Here is a 22,092-nt window from a genome sequence, read left to right as displayed (position 1 = left end):
GGAACCGGACAATTGAGCTGTCTACAGTTCCGGTCCGGGCCCATTGCCCATCGGGGGGGCGGCGGTATAATACCATTTGGCTCCACGTCTACGACCCTACATCCGGTGTGTCCCACAGGCCATACCCGTATAGCCATCCAACCAATGCGGCATCACTCCTGGGTTGTTTTAAGCATTTCGGTCAGGTTTCCATTTAATATTATAGGCAATGCTGTAAAACACCGGCACAATAATCAAGGTCAATATGGTGGAGATCAAAAGCCCGCCCATGATGGTCACAGCCATGGCAGAAAACATGGGATCATAGACCAGGGGAGCCATGCCCAGAATGGTGGTGCCCGATGCCATGAACACCGGCCGCATGCGACTCATGGCAGCATCAAGAATGGCCGCAAAAGGTGCCATGCCCGATCGCAGGCAGATTTCAATCTGTTCCACCAGCACAATGGCATTTTTAATGAGCATGCCAGAAAGCCCAAGAAATCCCAGGATGGCCATGAAGCCAAAGGGAAGGCCCACCAGAATAAGGCCTGCGACAATGCCGATGATGGAAAGGGGAACCGTGAGAAAGATGATCAACGGCCGACGGATGGAGTTAAAAAGCCCCACCACGGTGATGAACATGCCAAGAATGCACAGGGGAAATATTTTTTTCAAGGGCTCCCTGCCGTCATTGGATTCCTTGAATTCACCTTTCCAGGTCATGGTATATCCCGCAGGCAGCTCAATGGCGGCCATGCGTTCTTTCATGGCGCTGCGTAAAGGCTCTGCATTGCCTTGAACAGGATTGCACTTTACAGTGACGGCCCGCTGCTGATCTTGACGTTTAATCAGGGGCCATTCCCACTCCTGCCGTACATCTGTGATGGCCTGGCCAATGGGCACAAAGGATTGACCAAGGGAAGACCATACCTGGACATTTTTAAGGTTGTCCACGGAGTTTCGTTCCTGCCGGGGGGGGCGGGTGATGATGGGAATCAGTTCATCCTTTTCCCGGTAAACCCCGGTGATGACACCCCCAAAATTCCATTGCAGGGCCTGGGAAAGATCACTGCGGGAGACCCCGATGCGCCGGGCCTGGGACTCGGAAAATTCCGGACGAATTACCCGTACCTGCTGGCGCCAGTCCGTTCTGATATCCCGGGTGTTGGGGGTGTCATGCATGATCTCCATGGCCTGGGCTGCCATGTGTTGGAGAACCGCAATGTCCGGTCCCCGGAACTGGGCCTCCACAAGATAGGTAATGGGAGGTCCGGAGATCACTTTCAGGCAGTGGGGTTCGGCATCGGGAAAATTGGCATTTAAATAGGTTTCTGTCTTTTGGATTAAATCATCAATGAGAAGGCAGTCGTCCACCTCCACCACCAGTTGCCCATAGCTTGAATTGGGCACCTGATAATCATAGGAGAGAATAAAGCGCATGGCCCCTTCCCCCACAAATGATGTTATATTTTTAACGCCTGGCATCCGGGAAACGGTGGCCTCAATTTTTTTCATGTCTTGGGAGGTGTGCTGGATATGGGTGCCCTGGGGTTTCCAATAATTGATAAAGAAATATTTCTGGGTGGACGGAGAAAAAAAGGCCTGGGGAATGCGGGAAAATCCCATCATGGCACCTGCCAGGATTATAAGTGTGATGAACACTGTCACAAACCTGAAGCGGATGGTGGTCCTGAGCAGGGTGCGGTATATACGAAAAATGGGGCCGTCATGGGGCTTTTTGTGGTCAAACTCTCCGGGCACCTTTAAAAACCAGATGCAAAGCAGTGGCGTAACCGTGACGGCCACAATCCAGCTGATGGAAAGGGACAGGGCCATGACATCAAACAGTGAGCGACAAAATTCCCCCACGTTGCCCGGAGAAAACCCAATGGCCGTAAAGGCAAGAATTGCCACAAGGGTGGCGCCCAAAAGGGGCCAGGCATTGTCATGGACCACATCAATGGCAGCGGCCCGTCTGCGGCTTCCCCCCTGGACCCGCACCAGGATGCCGTCGGCCACCACAATGGCATTGTCCACCAGCATACCCAACGCCAGAATCAGGGCACCCAGAGAAATTTTTTGAAGATCAATGCCCATGACGAACATGCCGATCAAGGTGGCAAGGATGGTTAAAATCAGAGTGATGCCGATGAGAAACCCGCTTTGCCATCCCATGAACAACATTAAAAGGCCAATGACAATGGCCACGGCTTCGGCCAGGTTCGTTAAAAAGGCATTCACCGATGCCGTAACCACCCGGCTCTGGTAATAGATAATATCCAGGGACATGCCGGGGGGCTGCTTGCTTTTTAATTGATTAAGTTTTTCAGCAACCGAGTCCCCCATGGTGATCACGTTACCCCGGGCCACGGTGGATATGCCAAGACCAATGGCAGGTTTGCCGTTGAAACGCATCAGGTTCCGGGGCGGGTCCATGTAGTCCCGGTAAATAGTGGCAATGTCCCCCAGGCGGATCAAGCCGGTGGGGCCCCCCACCAGAAGATCTGCAATGGCAGATTCATCTTTGAACTCACCCGTGGGGGTGATGCGCATGTATTCGGTGTCCACATCCACATGGCCGCTTTGCTGCACCACATTTTGAAGATGAAGGGTTCTGTAAATCAGATCCCGGGAAATGCCAAGTTCTGCCATTCTGGCCCGTTCAAATTCAATGTAAACAGCCTCCTTTTGAATGCCCCAGAAATCAATCTTAGCCACATCTTTACATAACAGCAGCTCTTTTTTCAGAAACTGGGCATAATCCCGGAGCTGGGCCTGGGAACAGCCGTCTCCGCTGATGGCAAAAAATGCGCCGTATACGTCCCCAAAGTCATCCCGGACAATGGAGGGGCCGGCCCCCGGGGGAAGGGCACTTTGCACATCATTGATTTTTCTGCGAAGTTCATCCCAGATCTGGGGCAGTTCCGGGGCTGTGTAGGTGTCTTTCATGTCCACATACACAAAGGACAATCCTTCCTTTGAGGTGCTGTAGATCTCTTTGACCTGGCCCATGGCCTTGATGGCCTCTTCAATGGTCTGGGTGACCTCTTCTTCCACCTCAAGGGGGCTTGCCCCGGGGTAGGGGGTGATGATTAATGCTGTTTTAATGGTAAACGTGGGGTCTTCCAGGCGTCCCAGTTTTTCAAAGGAGATGAGTCCCATACCTGCAACCATGATGGTCAGCACCACCATGAGGGTCTGTTTTCGCAGGGCAAATGCGGCAAAGTTCATTGAATGCGCTCCTGTGAACTTGTCCGGGCGGTGCCGGTGTTGGCAAGGGTGGGGGAAAGTTTCATTGTATCGGTGATGAAATCCATCCCGTCGGTGACAATGAGATCACCGGGCATCAATCCTGATTTAACCACCACCCGTGAGCTGCCGTAAAGGGCTCCCAGCATCACAGGGGTTTTAGCGGCCATGGCGGTTTTGGGGTCAAATCTCCACACATGGGCGGTGCCTGTGCTGTCATTGACAACGGCCTTGGAGGGAATGGTGAGGGTTTGATTTTGATCCTTGCTTCCCGGCCATTGAATTTCTGCGGTCATGCCGGGGAAAATCTGAATCCCCCGGGGCCGGGGCAGGGTAAAGGTGGTGCCATAGCTGCGGGTGGCTCTGTCCGCTGTGGTATTCCATTCCTTTAAAGTTACGGAAAACTGTTGTTGACCCAGGGAGGGAAATCTCACCCAGGCCTTTTTGCCCGATTCCAGGGGATGGTTGATGATTTCGTTTTCCGGCACATTGATGTTGATTTCCAGGTTTGAAATATCATGGAGCCCCACCATCACCCGGCCCGGTGCCACCATTTCAAAATTTTCAATGTGGGTCTGGGTAATGATGCCGTTGTAAGGGGCCTTTAAGGTGGTGTATTCCAGGTGATGCCGGGCAATGTTCAATTGAGCCCGGATGGCTTTTACCCCGGATGCTGCCGTGTCTTTGCCCGTTGTCACACGGTCAAAATCCGCCTGGGGAATCACCTTTTCATCAAAGAGCTGTTTCATGCGACGAAAATCCTGGCGGGCATTATCCAGACGGGCCAGGGCACCGCCCAGCTGTGCATTCAGTACACCGATTTTATCCTTAAAATCCCGGGGGTCAATCTGCATGAGGATCTCCCCCTTTTTTACCCGGTCCCCGGCTTTGACATTAACTTTTATCAAAGGCCCCCCCACCCGAAAAGCCAGGCGGGTTTCTTTACACGCCTTTACGGTTCCGGGATATTGTTTGCTGTTTTCCATCTGGATCATGGTGAGTTTTTCCAGGATAACGCTATGGGATATCTGTGGTACCGAGTTCGGTGTTACCTGGGAAATGCCTGTGGGCTCCCCGGATGCATTTTTTTTAATTTTCTGGGTAAAGGCCACCCCCGAGGCAAGCATGACAATTGCCAGGGTGCTCAGAATAAATATTGTTTTTTTCATGAGATTTTCCTTGATGGGGTTCTTATCCTGGTCATGTCCTGGGGGACACAACAAATATTGAAAATGGTATTATGGCCCCCACGGTTCTGCCAAGGGCAGTCACGGGACCCATCATGCCATTGCATTATCGAGCTTGGTCATAATTGGGGCACCCGTAATCATTGGCAGGCCGACCCCACTTCCGTTATTGTCCATCCGGGGGCAATCCCAGAAGCAGCTGGTTCTGACGTACGATTTTATCCTCAAGTTTTTGAAGATAATGGTCTGCATAGATTTTTTTACCCATGAATTTTAAAATATTTTCTGCATTTTCAGCGTGGTAGATGATGGGGGACATGGTGAGAACTGTCTGCACAAAAGCGTCGTCTTTGTCCATGGTGGGATCAATGGATAAAAACAATTTTTCCAGGGCTGCCAGTTCCGGCTTGATCACCTCATCCCGCATGATTTTCAAGAGATTTTCCTCGGCCCGGAGGACTTGATAAATAACTTTGTTATGCCACCAGGGTCTTTGGGAGTTAAAAATTTCTTTGATCTTGGAATGGATGATGCGGCGCAGCATCCTTGACTGCCCCTCCGGGGAGTCCAAGTCCTTTTCATGGGCCTTGATAATACCGGCCAGGGGATTGTTTCGAACCGGCTGGGTGGCGCTTTTGATCATGGCCTGGAACAAGTTGTCCTTTGATTTGAAATGGTAATGGATGCTGCCGATGTTCTGTTCTGCTTTATCAGCAACGGCTCTGGTGGAAACATTGCTGAACCCCAGCTGTGCCACCAGTTCTCCTGCTGCATTGATTAAGAGTTCTCTGGTCTGTTTACTGCTCGCGTAGGTACCCATATTGCTCCTTGGCCGGTGAATGTGATTCATTATCACTATGAAATCTATACGATTGATTAAATTTAGTCAAGCGAATAATTTTGAGTTGCAAGAATTGACTTTGTCAGAGAAATGATCGATAACACAAAACAAACAGAGCAGGGCTGCCTAAGGCGCTGCGGAAGAATCATAATTTATGTGGAGTTGGGAGATAATATAATGGCTATGAAAGATGAATTTCGAAAAATTATAACAACCCTGGCAGATCGGTTTTCCGTTCCGCCCATTGACAAAATGTTTTTTCCTCCCCTGTACCGGGGCGGGCAACCCAGAAACGCCGAGTTCATGGCCATGGGGCTTGGGCAGGGGGCAGCAGGTATCAGCTTTGTGTTGATTGGGGATGCAACGGGGGCTGATTTATATAATAAACTGCATCCGGACCAATTCATCGGTAAAGACCCTGTTGCCTTTGCCCTGGAGTTTGGCTCTGATGATCCGGTTAAAGAGATGATCAGCCTGGCTGCCATCAATGCCATTTCTCATTTTGCCATGGTGAAGATGGGGGTTGAAGTGGACAGCACCAGTGATTCTCTGGGGCTTTTGAATCTTTGTGCCGGGGATCGCATCGGTATGGTGGGGCTTTTCATGCCGCTCATGGGGGCCATTAAAAAAACAGGGGCCGATCTTGTGATTCTGGAAAAAAAACCGGAATTAAAGGAAAAATTCCCCCGTTTGAACATCACTCTGGACCCCAGAGAGTTGAAAACATGCAATAAAGTACTCTGCACAAGTACCACCATATTAAACAATTCTTTGGATAATATCATGACACATTGTGATCCCGGGGCATTTGTCTCCATTGTGGGACCCACGGCAGGCTATTTTCCTGATCCTGTGTTTGCCCGGGGGGTGGATGTGGTGGGGGGACGTGTGGTAAAAGACAGTGAGCTGTTTTTTCAGCTGCTGGAGCAGGGTAAAAAATGGGGGGATGCCACTGAAAAGGTTTGTTTTCAGAAAAGCACATACAGGTCTGTTGTGTGATCTTTTTGTCAGGGACAGGTTTTTAACGATTAAGCGTTATGAGCTTTATTTATTCCAAACGGTGTTTTTTCATTTTAGTGAACAGGGTCTTTCTGTGGATGCCAAGGCAGGCAGCGGTTTTGGATTTCAGCCATCTGTTATCTTCCAGGGCCTTGGTGATGATGCGTTTTTCCACTGTGGCCAGAATTTCATTTAAATTTTTATCCCCCGGTCCGGCTTCCATGTCCTGGGGATGTAAACTCTCATCCCCATGGGGTTCCGGCTCTGCAAAGGTATCAAGAAATTCACATTCATTTAAAGTCACATACCGATCCAGGGTATTTTGCAGTTCTCTGACATTGCCCGGCCAGTTGTGGTTGATAAAGGCATCCATGACATGTTTGTCCATGGGGGGGATCAGATTTTTATCATATTTTGATAGAAAATGGCGAATCAACAGGGGCAGATCTTCTTTCCGTTCCCTTAATGGAGGCAGCTTAATGGGGATGATATTAATTCTGTAAAAAAAATCCTCTCTCATAAGGCCTTCTTTTACCAGGTTCTTAAGATTTTTGTTGGTGGCCGCCACAATGCGAAGGTCCGGTTTTTTCAACTCATTGCCCCCCACCGGGGTAAATCCGCCGCCTTCAATACTTCTTAACAGTTTAACCTGTATGTTAAGGCCAATGTCCCCGATTTCATCCAGAAACAAAGTGCCTTTGTCTGCTGTGTCCAGAAATCCGTTTTTATCCTTGTCTGCGCCTGTGAATGCACCTTTGCGGTATCCGAAAAACTCACTTTCTATGATATTTTCACTGATGGCACCGCAATTGACTGGAACAAATTTATGCTTGGAACGGGAACTTAATTTATGTATGGCGCTGGCAACCAGCTCTTTTCCTGTGCCTGATTCACCGGTAATAATCACATGGGCATCGCTGGCAGCAGCCCTTAAAATAAGGTCATATACGCTTTGCATGGGGGCACTTTTTCCGATGATTTCCCCAAAACGGTACCGGTCTTTCATCACAGAACGAAGTATTTTATTTTCACTTCGATAGTAATTGGCATGTTCTGCTATTTTTTCTTCCTGCTGTTTTCGCTCGGTGATGTCCATCATGATGGTCTGGACCCCGGAAACTTTGTCAAACCGGCTGTAACTCGGGGATTGAATTACAGAGTACCATCTCCCGTCCCGGGGGCTTTTATCTTCTCTTTTGGATACCTCCCCCATGAAGACATCCTTTAATTGACACCAGGGGCAGGGAAATTTCAGGCCATGGACCACGCGATAGCATTTTTCACCAATGGCATCATATCCCACCCGGGCCGTTAAAGTGGTGTTCATGAATGTGATTTTATAATCCCAGGAAAGGGTAAAAATAAAACCTTCAAAGGCACTGACAATACTTTTGAGCTGGGATTCGCTTTCACTTAAGCGTTTTTCAGCCACCTTTCGCTGGGTGATGTCCATGAAAGAGGCAATACTGCGGGTGGTTCCGGGAATCATGCCCACCTTCATGTAGATATTTTTAATATCTCCATCTTTGTTAAAGATGCGGCATTCATATTCAGTGGGGATGTCTGGGCTTCCCTTGCGGCGGCCATAGTGGTAATACTGCATTTTTTTATTGTCTTCGGGGATGACAAATTCTGACCAGCGCATGGCATTTTCAATTTCGCTTTTTTCATACCCGGTCAGGGCCGCAAACTGGGCATTGGCAAAAAGGATGAGCATGTCATTGTCAATGATGATGGTGCCTGTGCCCGTATTTTCAAAGACACTTCGATACATCTCTTTTTCTTGACGAAGGACTTCTGTCCGGGCTTTTACAAATGCTTCCAGGTCATGCTCAGGGGCGGTGTTATGTTTCAAATCTTTATTCATAATTAACATAATTAACACGTCATTTTATAAAATCAAGAGTTAAGGTTGATGCCCCTGTAAAAAGTCAGTCTGTAAAATTTTATCCACAATATGTTGCTCTGTTTTTTTGTGTGTGGGTCTATATATTGCGGATGGGAAATGAGGGTCGAATTTGTAGGGGGCCTGGATTTGCATTATTGGGATTATTGTTGTTTGCCAGGATTTCCATGAGTTTGGGATCACAATACCAATAATGCAAATCTGCCCCCATTTATTTATAACTGCCACAGGCAGACCTTATTTTGACCTTGGCCTGCCCATAGCCGATGTTGAAAATTTATCCGGTTTTATTTTCCCCCAAAGGCCGCGTCTTCCATTTCTGCGGCAACGGCGTCACCCCTGCGGATGGCATCAAGACGTCCCCGGGTGATGGGCAAAATAGTGTTGATAAAAAATCGGGCCGTTTGAATCTGACCCTGATAAAAGGCGGTGTCTTTTTTCTTTTTACCGATTTTAGGTGCTGCCACACCTGCCCGCCACAGCAGCATCCATGCCATGACAAGATCGCCTGTTACTTCCATGAAAGGATGGGAAAAAGCAAAGGCATCAAGTACTTTACCCGACTGGGGCATGTGGGCAAGATGCTGGGCAAGTTCTGTGTATTCTGCAAAAAAGCTTTCCAGGCTGTCGGCCATGGGGGCCACTTCATCCACTGTTTTGGATACAGAGATCACCCGTTGAACCTGTTCCAGAAAATATTTAAACGGTTCTCCGTTGTACATGGTCAGTTTACGGCCCATGAGATCCATGGACTGAATGCCGTTGGTGCCTTCATAGAGCATGAAAATTCTGGAATCCCTTAACAGCTGGGCCACGGGGAATTCTTCTATGAATCCATAACCGCCATAAATCTGGATGCCGTGGTTACATACCTCAAAGGCTTTATCTGTCACATATCCTTTGATAATGGGCGTTAACACCTCAAGCAATGTGGAGAGCTGTTTCTTTTCTGCATCATCCGATGAAATGGCAATGCGGTCATGGCATAATCCACCATAATAAATAAGGCTTCTGATACCTTCCACCCAGGATTTCATCATGAGCAATTGTCTTTTCACATCAGGATGATTAATGATGGAGATGGCCTTGGAACCCACAGGATCTGTGAGCCCCTTGCTTTGTACCCTTTCCCTGGCATAATTCACGGCATAGAGATAGGATGCCGAGGCATTGGCAAATCCCTGGAGACCCACCATCTGACGGGCTTCGTTCATCATCAGAAACATGGCTGCCATGCCCTTGTTTTTTTCTCCAAGCAAGGTGGCGGTGCACTGACCTTTTCCCCCCAGTTCCAGGGAGCAGGTGGAGGAGCCGTGGAGTCCCATTTTTTCTTCAATACCGGTGCACACCACATTGTTGAATTCCCCAGGGGTGCCGTCTTCATTTACCAGAAACTTGGGAGCCAGGAACAGAGATATTCCTTTAATGCCTTCAGGCGCATCTTCCAGCCTTGCAAGCACAGGATGGATAATATTTTCCGTTAGGTTGTGCTCGCCGCCGGAAATAAATATTTTATTACCTTCAAGGGAGTAGGTGCCGTCGCCGTTGTCCTTTGCAATGGTGGATACAGCCGCCAGGTCAGATCCGGCATCGGGCTCTGTGAGCAGCATGGTACCTGCCCATTTTCCGGAAAGCATGTTTTTAAGATAGGTCTCTTTTTGTGCGTCAGTACCAAATGTTTCTACCAGCTTGGCTGCACCGTGGGTCAACAGATTGTACAGCATAAAAGAGTTACAGGCACCGTAAAAATATTCGTTGGCTGCCATGCCCACACTTTTGGGCATGCCCTGTCCACCCCATTGGGGATCATCGGTCATGGCAAGCCATTCGCCTTCGTTGTAAGCTTCCATGGCTTTGTGAAAACCTTCGGGAACTTTTACTTCGCCATTGTTAAATTCACATCCTTCGTCGCTGGGTTTCTGCAGGGGGAGCATCTCTTTCACCGCCAGATTCCTGGCTTCAGACACGATGAGATCAATGGTTTTTTTACCAAATTCGCTGAATTTTTCCGCTTTTGTTAAATTTTCAACTTCCAGTTGTTCGTGGAGTACAAAATCAATGTCTCTTCTGTCTGCGATTAGTTGCGCCATATTACTTGCTCCTTCCTCATAAAACGTTGGAATATTAGTATGTTAGTTTAATGTTTTTTTTTATATCTCAACTTTCGGGCTTCATTTCAAAGCTGGCATTTTTAAATGTACCGATGGGGTCAGTGTGCCGACGGGGTCAGGCTTTTGTTATTGATGTTATCGACCAAGGCCTTTGCCAACGAAAAAAGCCTCGATAATGTCAATAACGAAAGCCTGACCCCACCACGAAATGCGAACACCGAAAGTTGAGTTTTATATGAAATACTCCGAAAATCAGAGGCGTATTTCAATATTCGTTGTGTCTGTCAGATTGGGCAAAGCCGGATCAGAATTAAGATTTACATCAAAACAGGATCTGTCTGTGGCAATTATGCTGCTGCGTTGATACAGTCCTTGCGATTGCGGTTGACCCAGATTTTCATATCCTGGGCTTCCCGGATCAGTTCATCCCTGAAATCGGGATGGGCAATGCTGATGAGGGCTTCGGCTCTTTCCCAGGTGGATTTACCCTTGAGGTTGACCTTGCCGTATTCTGTAACCACATACTGGGTTATGGTCCTTGGCAATGTAACTATGCTGCCGGGATCAAAAATAGGCCTGATGCGGGATTTGACCACACCATCTTTACCGGTTACTGTGGAAGAGAGACAAATAAAGGATTTTCCTCCCTTGGAGTGATAGGCCCCATAGGCAAAATCAAATTGTCCTCCGGTACCGGTGATGTGACGGAAACCTGAAGATTCTGAAGAAACCTGGCCATAAAGATCTACTTCAATGGCATTGTTAATGGACACCACATTGTCATTGGCTGAAATATTGGCCAGATTGTTGGTGTATCCCACGGAATAGCTGGCACATTTGGGGTTATTGTCTATAAAATCATAAAGGTCCTGGCTTCCCAGGGCAAAGGTGTATACCATGCGTCCCGGGTCCAGTGTTTTCTTTAAATTGGTGATCCTGCCCGTTTTGAACATTTGCAGATAGGAATCTGCCAGCATTTCTGTGTGTACCCCCAGATCTTTGAGATCAGATTGGGAAATTAAATTTCCCACGGCATTGGGCAATCCACCAATACCGAGTTGGATGCAGGCACCATCGCGGATTTCTGACACAATATAATTTGCAATTTTTTCGTCAATTTCAGTGATGGGGGGGGCACCGAGGGTTAAAATAGGTTTATTGTCTGACTCCACGACGTAATCCACTTCGGAGATATGAATGGATTCTCCAGTGCCGCCCAGGCACTGGGGCAGAGTGTTATTTGTTTCAATAATAATGGTCTTTGCATTTTCAAGGATAGCCCTTTGGAATGAATTTCCCACACCAAAATTAAAGTTACCAAAGGCATCCATGGGGGTGGTGCGCATCATGCAGACATCGGTGCGGAGGGTTCCTTCCTCTTCATAATGGGACGGCCCTTCGTTGTATACAAAGGGAATGTAATAGCCATTTCCATTGTCATGGTTAATACGATCTCCACTGCTGAAATGCCAGTTGTTATAGATGAAACTCCCCTGGCCCTTGTCCGCCGTGGCGACTTTGGCTTTTCCCGGAAATGTCACGGATCTTACTTTAACATCCTGGAGTTCATCCACCCGTTTTGCCAATGCGGCATCCAATAGATCCGGATTGGTAGCAAATGCACCATAATCAACCCAATCGCCGGATTTAACCACCTGAACTGCATTTTCAGCATTTGTTAGTTTGCTCTGATATTCCCTGGAAATTTTTGATGAAAAATTCATTACGATAAGTTCTCCTATTGCGATGGCGTTATTTTATTCTGCTGATTCCGGTGGATCGCCGTTGGGTTCATCACACTTTGCGAATCAATCTCTTGTTTCTAATTTTGCATAGCAAGCATAATAAGGATGCTTTGTTTTTATGGTCAGACGGGTGTCTCTTTCTCTTACTGTCTATTGCAATGGGAATGCCATGAAATAAAAAAAAATCATAAGGTATTTTATTTTCAGTCTTTTTTTTGATATAATAATTTTATTGTATGAATTTTGTTCAGAAAGAATGAAAACATGGAATGTGGTCAAATCGCCACCCTTGAAAAGGTGTGTGATAGCAAGTTGTTGATAATATTGGCTTTATAGCTCTATGTGGTGATTGTGCCACGTTTTGTGCTGAAACAGCCACGAAATTGAAATTTATATTCCGAGCCTGGGCATGCCCTTGTTAATTTTTAAATCAATTTGTTTTAAAATAAAAAAAAATCTATAATTTAAATTGATTAGATTGAATTTGGATTCAGCATCTGTCTGTTTGATCATATTTTAAGATCTGCCTTATCCGTTAGAATAAAAAAAAATGATCATTGATCATACAGTTCCTTTGGCCGATGCCAAAATATCAATGGGCCATGATCTGAATTTTCAGATTATGGCCCATTTTGTTTTACCTGGGTTGTTCCGGCATGTTTGTGCTGAATCAATCATTGCACAATTAAACTCAGATTCAGGATGATGCATCATCCTGAATCTGAGCATTGCCGTTTTGTTCTATTTAAATAAAATCAGTTGTTCTGAAATCGCAATTTGACATTGCACCATGTTTTAAGCTGTTTCCATGACGGCTGTGGATTCTGCTTTCATGAATTTGGGAATCAGCACGGTAAGAACCATAATGGAACCCACAATAATAACCTTTACATCACTGGAGACCAGCAGGAGCCCCCCCACAGTGAGCATGGTCTTTCCCCAGAAGGTAATTTCACTTCTGAAGTGACCGATGTAGGCAGCAGACAGGGCAATCACCCCAAGGACCCCACTGATGATGGCCAGGGAAAATTCCATCCAGGTAAAGTTAATGAACAGCATGCTTGGGGCATAGACAAACATGAAAGGTACCAGGGCCTTACCCATGGAAAGGCGAAAGGCCGTAACCCCGGTTCTCATGGGATCTGCCCCGCCAATGCCTGCACCGGCATAGGCTGCCAGGGCCACAGGCGGTGTTACATCGGCCAGCACCCCGTAATAAAAGACAAAAAAGTGGGTGGCCACCAGGGGAACCCCCAGGTTGTCAAGGGCAGGCCCGGCAATGGAAGCAAGGATGATATAACAGGGCGTGGTGGGAATACCGGCACCCATGACGATACAGGCAATGGCCACCATGATCAAACCAAAGAACAGGGTGGAGCCATGGGCCGTGATCAAACCAAAGGGTACCCAGGAAGAAAGGGCAGCTCCCATGGACGAGGCAATCTGCAGCACTGCACCGGAAAATTTAAATCCCATGCCGGTCAGGGTGATCATGCCCAGAATAAATCCCACACAGGCACAGGCGGCTCCAATGGCAAGGGCATACCGGGCACCCTCGTCCAGACCGTCGGCAATACGTCTGGGGGTCAATGTGTTGGAGTCGTCCAGATCCCCAAAGCCCATTTTTTTGGTAAGTGGAGGAATCCAGGAACAGACCACCGTGAGAATGATGCCCCAGAAAGCGGCAAGATAGGGGGTGAACTGCATCAATAAAAGGGTCACCATGACAGTCAGGGGAATCATCAAGTGCCAGGAGCGTTTCAGAACCTGGAGTATCTGGGGGATCTGTTCCTTTGCCATCCCTTTAAGGCCCAGACGTTTGGCTTCCATGTGCACCATGCTCAAACAGGCAAGATAGTGAAACAGGGCCGGAATAATAGCAATGAGAATAATTTCATTGTAGGGAATACCCAGCATTTCCGTCATGACAAAGGCCGATGCACCCATGATGGGGGGGGTGACTTGGCCACCGCAGGAGGAGGATGCTTCCACAGCTGATGCAAATTCCGGGGAAAAACCGTTTTTCTTCATCATGGGAATGGTAAAGGAGCCTGTGGTGGCGGTGTTGGCAATGGGGGAACCGGAAATCATGCCAAAGAAACCCGAAGAAACAACAGAGACCTTGGCAGGTCCACCGGCATATTTACCGGCAAGAATCATGGCAAGATCAATGAACAATTGCCCAAGACCCGATGCCTGGGCCATGACGCCAAAGAGTACAAAATGAAATACATAAGTGGCCACAACACCCACGGCCACGCCATAGATACCTTCTGTGCCAAGGTAGAGGTGCTCCACAATGCGAACGATATCGTATCCCCGGTGGCCCAGCACGCCGGGGAGCCAGGGCCCCAGAAGACCGTACAGCATGGCAATACCGCCAATAACAGGAAGCGTGTTGCCCATGACCCTGCGGCAGGCCTCGGTGACCATGATGATGGCCAGAAGTCCCATGACATACTCTTCAATCTGGGGGAAGCCAATGTTGACGATGAATATCTGTTTGAAAAAAACAATGAGATAAAGGGAGATGCCTGCGGCGGCAATGGCCAGGGGCCAGTCGGCAAAGGACAGTTCATCCCCTTCTCCCTTAAACTGACGCAGGGGAAGGGCTGTGAGGGCAATAAAACCGATCATCAGTGATATGCCACCCTGGGCCAGGGGGGAGAGGTCCCCGTCAAATCTGTTGATGAGCTGCCAGGCAAGGAAAAGGTAAAATGCGGCAAAACTGAGGCCAAAGCCCCAATCATGTACAAGTTTGCCAGGTTTTCTCCGGGGAAATACCAGGAACACCAGGCCCAGCACAAAGGTCAGATGCACTGTGCGGTGGATCACCTCATTGAGCAGACCGAAGCCTGCCGTATAGACATGGAAAAGACTCAACAAAATACACAGAACCCCGGTTATTTTGGCTGTGATACCGCCAAGGTTTCGGAAATTGGATTCTGCGTCATATTTTTTTACAATGGCCTCCACATCCGAGGCATCCATGAGCCGCTCTTCTTCCACCGGCGGCGGTCCTTCTTTTTTTAGATGATTATTAACATCCACAGTCATAATTGTGTTCCTCTTCTATAGTGTGTATCAACCGGTGTAACGTCCAGCAGCAAGGCCTGATCTTCCCATTGATTCAGATCTATGGTCCGGCCTGACAGGTGCAGCCTGTTTTTATAGTTTTTATCCGTGCGCACTACCAGTCTGGGGATTTTTCGTTCCATGTGCAGGATGAATTTGCCGTTTTTCTGTTCCCATTTTGTGGCATTGGTTTCCCGGTCACTGTAGGGCAGGCCTGCACAATGGGATTCAAAAATTTCAGATGTTTGACAGATACCTTCCGGGGTTATCTCATAGTTATCCCGCACAGGTGTAACCGTAACAGAATGAATAAAGGACAGGGCAAATCGGGTTTCTTTTTCCAGGGGGAAAGATGCCAGAATGTCCATGCCGGGGTATTGTCTGACGGTCAGACAATACCCCGGCATGTGGGTGGTGTTGGTTTCCGTGTATGACGGAATACAGGCGCTGGTCATGAATAGCAGCAAAAGCAGGGCTGTTTTCACAAAGGCGCCTGTAAACATGGACTTCATCTTATTTGATCAGCCCTTTTTCCCGATAGTATTTTTCAGCACCGGGATGCAGGGGAACAGATACTGATTCCAGGGCGGTTTCCAAAGAGATCTCTTTTCCTTTTACATGAACCTTGGCAAGGGTATCTGTGTTTTCATACAATGCTTTGACCACATTGTAGGCAGTGGCATCATCAAGGTCTGCATGGGTGGCCCAGATGGCACGAACGGCAATGGTTTTCACATCTTCAGTCTGGCCTTTGTACGTATTGGCCGGAAGAATAGTGTCAGCGTAGTAAGGCTGAACCTTTTGCAGCTCTTTGATGGGGGCACCGGTGAGGGGTATAATTTTGATGTCATGGTAATTGGCAAGTTCCATGATGGAAGCTGTGGGGGTACCGGCGGTGATTAAAGAGGCATCCAGGTTACCGTCTTTGATTTTTTCAACGGACTGTGAAAAGGAGGAATAATCTTCGGCAAGGGATTTACGATCCATTCCATGGGCCACCATGAGATCGCCCAAAAGCTGCCACTGACCGGAACCGGGAGAACCGGAAGAGACAGAGTGACCCTTGATGTCTGCAAAACTGTTGATACCGGAGTTGCTGCGTACAACAATCTGAACGGCTTCGGGATAAAGAGCACCCAGTGCACGGATGTTTTTAAGGTCTTTGCCTTCAAATTGTTTGATACCTTTATAAGCGGCATCCAGAATATCCGCAGCCACAAAAGCAGATTCAATGCCGCCACGGCTTAACAATGTGGCATTGGCAACGGAAGCATTGCCGGTTTCTGCGGTGGCAGACAGTTTTTTATCGCCGATAACCACTTTGTTGGAGATCATCTGGGCCAGCATGCCGCCCAGGGGGTAGTAGGTACCGCCGGTGCCGCCGGTGGCGATGCCAAAAAAGATTCGACCTGCGGAAAAAGCAGTTGCAGAGGTCAAAAGGGTCATGCAGAACAGTGTGCAGATGATGAGACTGATTTTTTTCATACTAAAAGTTCTCCTGTTTACTAAGGGGTAATTAAGGGTTAACTGCAAAATCATACTTGGTTGTATGTCAACTTTCTGTCTTATTTTTGGGAGAGGTACCTCCGTGTTCCCGGGTTTTGTTTCACCGCATGGAACCATATGCCCATATAAAATATAGCTGGATCAGTGGGGTACTCGAAAAAAGGTACACTCAAATTTTATTAAACATATCGTAACGCCATTACGAAAAATATGGGGTGGGAAGTCTCCCACGTTTCCAGACCACAAAGGTGTGGCCGGATCTTCTGCTCTGATCCTTTCATGCAAATTACATGAATTGGGTGTTCATTGTAAATTCACTAAAAGGATAAAAGATGTGGGGGCATTTGTGTGTAAAGCGGCATGGTCACAAGTGACCATTCTTTATCCCGGAGTGGTAAGCCCTTTTCGAATGGCATATTTAACCAGCCCGGCAGTTTTTCTTATATTCAGTTTTTTTTTAATGGCGGCCCGGTGGTGCTTCACCGTGGCCAGGCTTATGTTCAAAAGTTCAGCAATATCCTTGTTGGATTTTTCTTCTGAGATCAGTTTAAGCACTTCCCGCTCCCGCAGGGTCAAAGGCTCAAAAGGGGTGGATGATTTGCCTGTGCGGTAGGATTGGGCAATGTCATTGTTAAGCTCTTTACTCATTAAAGGCGAAATATAGGTGTCATTGTTGCGGATGGTGTCAATGGCCGAAGAAAGCTCCCGGGGGGCATCCTCCTTTAACAGATACCCGTCCACCCCGGCGGACAGGGCATGGTGAAGATATTGAAGGCTTTTGTGCATGGAAAGGATGAGAATTTTGATGTGGGGATGGAGCATTTTAATCTCAATGGCCGCCTCAATGCCCCGCAGCTTTGGCATGGCAATGTCCAGAACAATCATGTCCGGGCTATGGGTGGCCAGCAGTTTTAAAAGTTCCAGTCCGTCACCGGCCTCGGCAATGACCTTGATTGCTTTGTTTTTTTCAATGATCTGCTTGATGCCGTGGCGCAGCAGTTTGTGGTCGTCGGCCAATATGATGTTATAGGTTTCCATGTTTACTTCCTTTATCAACAGGTACGGTAAATTGCAATCGGGTTCCGTATCCGGGACGGGTTTCTATTTCCATGTTGCCCCCCAGCATGCGTGCCCGCTCCTGCATGGTGGCAAGGCCCAGGCCCCGCTCTTCAAAGTTTCTGCATCGCACCCGGCCCATGTCAAACCCTTTACCGTTGTCTTTAATGGAAAAGATCAATTGGTGCCGGGACTGGGTGGCCGCAAGTTCAAGCCGGGTGGCCCGGGCATGTTTCATTGCGTTGGACAGTGATTCCTGGAAAATGCGATACACCAGAAGCTGTCGCTCCAGGGATAGTATCTCATCCACATTGCTAAGGTCAATGTCTGCGGAAATATCAAAATGGTGCTCCATGTTTTCAATGAGCCACATCAGCGCTGCTGCCAGGCCAAGATCAGTGATCACCGTGGGGGTCAGATCCCGGCAAAGACGCCTGACATTTTCAATGGTCATGTCAATGTATTGAACCATCTCCTCGTACTCTTTTTTTATGGCATGATTTTCCGGGGCTAATCCCTCTTCCATCATGATCATTTTCAGCTTCATCACAGTGAGGGACTGTCCCACCTCGTCATGGAGTTCCGTGGATATTCTTTTTCGTTCATCCTCCTGGGCCGTGAGCAGTTGCGAATTCAGGTAATGGAGTTGCTGCTCCGATGATTGAAGGGTTTCCAGGTTTTTTTTTAACTCCTGGGCCATGGCATTGAAAATCCGGGTGAGATTGCCCATCTCATCATTGCTTTTAACGGGAATTTCAATGTCAAGTTCTCCCTTTTTCACCATTTCCGCGCCCTTTACAAGGAGTTGCAGGGGGTTGAAAATATTTCGCGTCATGACAATGATGAAAAGAGAAATCAGTATGGACCCCCACAGGGCCATGCTCAGAAGATAGTCCCTTGTTTTATTCAGTGATCCATAAATTTCATTGTATGGATCTGTTGCCACGATAAACCATCCCCAGGGCTCAAAAAAGTCAAACATTGCCAGATGTTTTTCCCCCTGCCAGGTATAGTTGAGTTTTCCTTTTTTTTGTTGTTGAATAAGGGAAAACCACGGGGTCTGCTCCATGGAGCTGCCAATGAGTTCGGCATTGGGATGGAACAGAAGTTTTCCCTTAAGATCAAGAATATAAACATAACCGCGTTCGCCGATCTGGATGGCAGACACCTCCTGCCTGGCATCGTATTGGGCCTTGTGGGTTCCGGCGTGGATGTTGGTGATGCCGTACATTCTCAAAAATGTCTCCTGGCGATGGATAACTGAAATGGCCTCATCCAGACGGGTTTCCAGCCAGCGTTGGGCAATTTGGTGCAGGGCCTGCCGGGAAAGATGAAATGTGGCATAGGAACCCATGAGAAGGGCAACAAGGGCAATGGGCAGGGTGACCCCCAATAATTTATGATGAATTTTCATTAATCAATGTTTTCCCGGGAATGAAGGGTTGTCAATTCTGTGAATTGGGGATAAAGGGCCATGGTGGACACAATGGGATGACCGTAATCCACGGTGTTCCAGCGAACAAAAATCTGATTTTTATGGTGAAGGGGGTAAACCACCATATCCTCCAGAAGCTTGATTTGGGCATATTCCCACAGTTTGATCTGCCGGGAGGTGATGCGTTCCTGCCGGGCTTTTTCAATGAGTTGATCAATGCCGTTGTAATGGCTGAAATTAGTGGCAGGGCTTTTTCCTGACGATATGGCAGCGCTGGAATGGAAAAATCGGCTTAAAAGTTCGTCGGTGTTGGGTCGAAAGGCTTTGTAAATCACAATGGGATTAAAATCATGGCGGATGAGGCGATACATGACGGCATGATCCACAAGGTGCAGGTTCATGGTGATGTTAATGGCAGCAAGTTGTGCTTTAAGGGTATTATAATTATTGGAAAAAGACCCCACCTCGGACATCACCGCATCTATGCTGAATCCCTCTTTTAAGCCTGCTTTGGCCATCAATTGTCTGGCTTTATCAATGTCAGTTTTATAATCCAGTCCCAATGCTTTTATCTCTTTTTCCTTTAATCCCCCGGGCATATATGGGGGAATGGGGGAAAATACAGGGTGAACCAGTCCCGGTCCAAAAAGGGTTAAAAATCGATCACGGTCCACGGCATAGGCCACAGCTTTTCTTACCCGGATGTCGGAAAAAGGGGTGTTCTGGGTATTGAAATAGATATTCACGGTTTCCGACACCCCAAAACTGTCCAGCCTGAGATCCTTTTTGTCCTTGATTCGCTGGAGCCATCTGGCATTGACCTCTCCCACAATAATATCCATTTTTTTGTCCACAATGGTTGATAAACGGTGATCCGCATCGGGGAAAAAATGAATATCCACGCCCTCCAGAAGGGGCTTTCCCCGGAAATAGGTATCATGGGCACGCAGCAGGAGATGGGTCTCATCCGGTTCATTGATAAAGTAGAAGGGACCGGTTCCCTTAAGGCGCAGCATGCCCTTTTCATCAACGGTCTCCTTTACAATGAATCCCCCGGCATAATTAATCACCTTGGGAAGAAAAAGCAATGGAGACTGGGGGGGATCCACTGTGAATTTAAGGGTATGGGGGCCGGTGACCGTCACGGAAATACCTTCATAGCCACCGGCATAGGCAGATCGTTGGGGATCAGCAGCTTTGATAAAGGATTTGCACACATCAAGGGCCGTGACTTTTTCCGCTGTTTCGCCGGGAAATTGCTGGAAAAAAATGTTTTTTTTCAATTGAAAGGTCCAGGTCTGTTTGCCCCTGACCATGACGGGTTCTGGAATTTCCACGGCCAGATCCGGTTCCATCTGTCGGGAGTTGCCCGGTTTAAAACGAATGAGCCCGTTGTACATCATGTCCGCCAGAATTCGATCACTGGTGGAAGCTGCCTTGTGGGGGTCCAGGGTATTAAATTTTGAAACATGGATTCCCATGCGCAGGACAGGGGGCACAGGGAGGGCATGACCTGGGGGGTGCAGATTTTTTGCCGTCTGGGAAGCTTTTTCGTTTCCAGAGCACATGCACGGATGTAAAAAAAGCAGCAGGAAAAGTGTGAGCCTAAAACAATGTTTCAATGACATCTCCCGAGTCAAAATATCATAATTAAATATAACCCACATGTCCTGGCGGACACAACAAATATAGGGTCGTAGACGCGGAGCCAAATGGTATTATACCGCCGCCCCCCCGATGGGCAATGGTCCCGGACCGAAACTGTAGACAGCTCAATTGTCCGGTTCCTATTGCCCATCGGAGGGGCGGCTCTGCCTTAGCCCTAAAACAAGCGTGTTCATTAAAGTTCGATCGCGGACAGCTTCGATATTCTTAAAAGGATACCTTTGTAGCATAATTGAAAAAAATAAGAAAAAAAAGGGCGCAACTCTTCCTGAGAAATATTTGTGTTACAATTTTTAGCTATGATCACTTGGAGCCTTCCTTTTGCTATGATTGGGTTATGACTCACCATTTCAACCCATTTGAAATGGCTGTCCGTTTATCCCTTGATTATGAAAATTCAAATTTTTTCAAAAGGAAAAGGAAATTGAAAACATGTTTCACTTGATCGTTATAGCCGACAACCCGATATATAATTTTTCTGGATTTTTTGATAATCAGACATGGGATATTAATAAAGGTACGGATGAATCGCTTAAATTCCATTTTCATAATCTGATTCCCCAGAACCCGGTAAGGCATCAACATTCCATACCATGCTTTGAGATCCCATGCCAAGGCGGCTATGACCATATAGGCCCAATTGGAATTCAGTGTGTTTGAAGGCGCTTTCAGGGCTTGAACTCCATTCTTCAACTGTTCAATGTCGTTTTCATGGTTTGCCCGATCCCGATAAAGATGAATCAATGATTCCGTACTTTTGACCTGGTCATTGGTGATATAGAAAAAAAATCGACAATCATCAAAAAGTTGTTCCTCTCCTTTTGAGACATTGATTATTTTTCTGATAGCGATCATTCGATATGATTTCTGGCATTTTCCCGGCTGATACTCAAATTCAGCAAAAAATTCGCATTCGGTCTGAAGATTTTTAAATTTTCTATTTTTTACTACCTGGGCCTTTATGTTTTCCGGTTTTTCACGTTCCTGAGTCTTTATCACCCGCTGAGGTTTATTGAACAACTGCCATTCTGTTTCTGAGATATCACAGGCTTTTTTTATCAAATTCTTTTTGGCATCCATACCAAAGATAAAGGTGCACCTTTCATCCCATCTGTCAAAATTGCCGGTCAGGCTAAAATCTGTATCCCCGCGCAGTATCACTTTTTCAAAATCAGGGCAAACAAGGTCAAGGCTTTTATCAATCCAGTGGGCTGATCCAAGGTGAGATGGCGCATTTCCTGATCGATTGACAATGTAAAGGGGTTCGCGGGTTCTATTCAATGAGACAATCAAAGGAGCATAGCCCCATATCCCTTTATAAGAAATATCCATCCC

15 protein-coding genes are annotated in these 22,092 nt (G+C 47.5%); 2 read left to right on the top strand and 13 right to left on the bottom strand.

Annotated features, from left to right (window positions below):
* Positions 1–168 precede the first annotated feature (168 nt).
* From B9A32_RS10390 to B9A32_RS10380, 3 genes are all read right to left on the bottom strand, one after another.
* Positions 169–3,213, bottom strand: coding sequence for an efflux RND transporter permease subunit (locus tag B9A32_RS10390; RefSeq protein ID WP_084069163.1), 3,045 nt, complete (start codon positions 3,211–3,213; stop codon positions 169–171).
* Positions 3,210–4,400: an efflux RND transporter periplasmic adaptor subunit gene (locus B9A32_RS10385; RefSeq protein WP_084069161.1), complete on the bottom strand. Its 1,191-nt coding sequence runs from the start codon at positions 4,398–4,400 to the stop codon at positions 3,210–3,212. The genes B9A32_RS10390 and B9A32_RS10385 overlap by 4 nt, the downstream gene beginning before the upstream one ends.
* Positions 4,401–4,584: 184 nt before the next feature.
* Positions 4,585–5,238, bottom strand: a complete 654-nt coding sequence (locus B9A32_RS10380) for a TetR/AcrR family transcriptional regulator (protein ID WP_170923788.1) — start codon at positions 5,236–5,238, stop codon at positions 4,585–4,587.
* Between the two features lie 198 nt (positions 5,239–5,436).
* Here B9A32_RS10380 and B9A32_RS10375 point away from each other — a divergent pair, with 198 nt between their 5' ends.
* Positions 5,437–6,258, top strand: a complete 822-nt coding sequence (locus B9A32_RS10375; RefSeq protein WP_084069369.1) for a Rossmann-like domain-containing protein — start codon at positions 5,437–5,439, stop codon at positions 6,256–6,258.
* 49 nt (positions 6,259–6,307) lie between these two features.
* Here the strand turns inward: B9A32_RS10375 and B9A32_RS10370 are convergent, their stop codons facing one another.
* Together B9A32_RS10370 and B9A32_RS10365 are read right to left on the bottom strand one after the other, a co-directional pair.
* Positions 6,308–8,113 carry a sigma 54-interacting transcriptional regulator gene (locus tag B9A32_RS10370; RefSeq protein ID WP_232367119.1) on the bottom strand — a complete coding sequence of 602 codons (1,806 nt, stop codon included), beginning with the start codon at positions 8,111–8,113 and terminating at the stop codon, positions 6,308–6,310.
* Between the two features lie 338 nt (positions 8,114–8,451).
* Positions 8,452–10,254, bottom strand: coding sequence for an acyl-CoA dehydrogenase (locus B9A32_RS10365; RefSeq protein ID WP_084069155.1), 1,803 nt, complete (start codon positions 10,252–10,254; stop codon positions 8,452–8,454).
* A gap of 256 nt (positions 10,255–10,510) precedes the next feature.
* Here B9A32_RS10365 and B9A32_RS22355 point away from each other — a divergent pair, with 256 nt between their 5' ends.
* Positions 10,511–10,639 carry a hypothetical protein gene (locus tag B9A32_RS22355; RefSeq protein WP_269749017.1) on the top strand — a complete coding sequence of 43 codons (129 nt, stop codon included), beginning with the start codon at positions 10,511–10,513 and terminating at the stop codon, positions 10,637–10,639.
* Here B9A32_RS22355 and B9A32_RS10360 read toward each other — a convergent pair.
* From B9A32_RS10360 to B9A32_RS10325, 8 genes are all read right to left on the bottom strand, one after another.
* Positions 10,623–11,999 (bottom strand): acetyl-CoA hydrolase/transferase family protein, encoded by a 1,377-nt coding sequence (locus B9A32_RS10360; RefSeq protein WP_084069153.1) that lies wholly within the window; start codon positions 11,997–11,999, stop codon positions 10,623–10,625. The genes B9A32_RS22355 and B9A32_RS10360 overlap by 17 nt on opposite strands.
* Before the next feature lie 816 nt (positions 12,000–12,815).
* The gene (locus B9A32_RS10355; protein ID WP_212637891.1) at positions 12,816–15,077 is read right to left on the bottom strand and encodes a TRAP transporter permease; all 2,262 of its coding nucleotides are present in this window, start codon (positions 15,075–15,077) and stop codon (positions 12,816–12,818) included.
* Positions 15,074–15,607, bottom strand: a complete 534-nt coding sequence (locus tag B9A32_RS10350) for a DUF1850 domain-containing protein (protein ID WP_084069151.1) — start codon at positions 15,605–15,607, stop codon at positions 15,074–15,076. Before B9A32_RS10350 ends, B9A32_RS10355 begins: the two co-directional genes overlap by 4 nt.
* Position 15,608: 1 nt before the next feature.
* Positions 15,609–16,580 (bottom strand): TAXI family TRAP transporter solute-binding subunit, encoded by a 972-nt coding sequence (locus B9A32_RS10345; RefSeq protein ID WP_084069149.1) that lies wholly within the window; start codon positions 16,578–16,580, stop codon positions 15,609–15,611.
* Between the two features lie 402 nt (positions 16,581–16,982).
* Positions 16,983–17,639: a response regulator gene (locus tag B9A32_RS10340; RefSeq protein ID WP_084069147.1), complete on the bottom strand. Its 657-nt coding sequence runs from the start codon at positions 17,637–17,639 to the stop codon at positions 16,983–16,985.
* Entirely contained in the window at positions 17,626–19,071 is a 1,446-nt protein-coding gene (locus tag B9A32_RS10335; RefSeq protein WP_084069146.1) for an ATP-binding protein, read from the bottom strand. Before B9A32_RS10335 ends, B9A32_RS10340 begins: the two co-directional genes overlap by 14 nt.
* Positions 19,071–20,714 (bottom strand): ABC transporter substrate-binding protein, encoded by a 1,644-nt coding sequence (locus B9A32_RS10330; protein WP_170923786.1) that lies wholly within the window; start codon positions 20,712–20,714, stop codon positions 19,071–19,073. The genes B9A32_RS10335 and B9A32_RS10330 overlap by 1 nt, the downstream gene beginning before the upstream one ends.
* Positions 20,715–21,144: 430 nt before the next feature.
* Positions 21,145–22,092 (bottom strand): IS1380 family transposase (locus tag B9A32_RS10325; protein WP_139795786.1); only part of this gene is annotated, 948 nt, incomplete at its 5' end.

This window comes from Desulfocicer vacuolatum DSM 3385 (assembly GCF_900176365.1).
In the GTDB taxonomy this organism is placed as follows: Bacteria; Desulfobacterota; Desulfobacteria; order Desulfobacterales; family Desulfobacteraceae; genus Desulfocicer; species Desulfocicer vacuolatum.
This window is presented reverse-complemented; position numbering and strand designations above follow the sequence as displayed.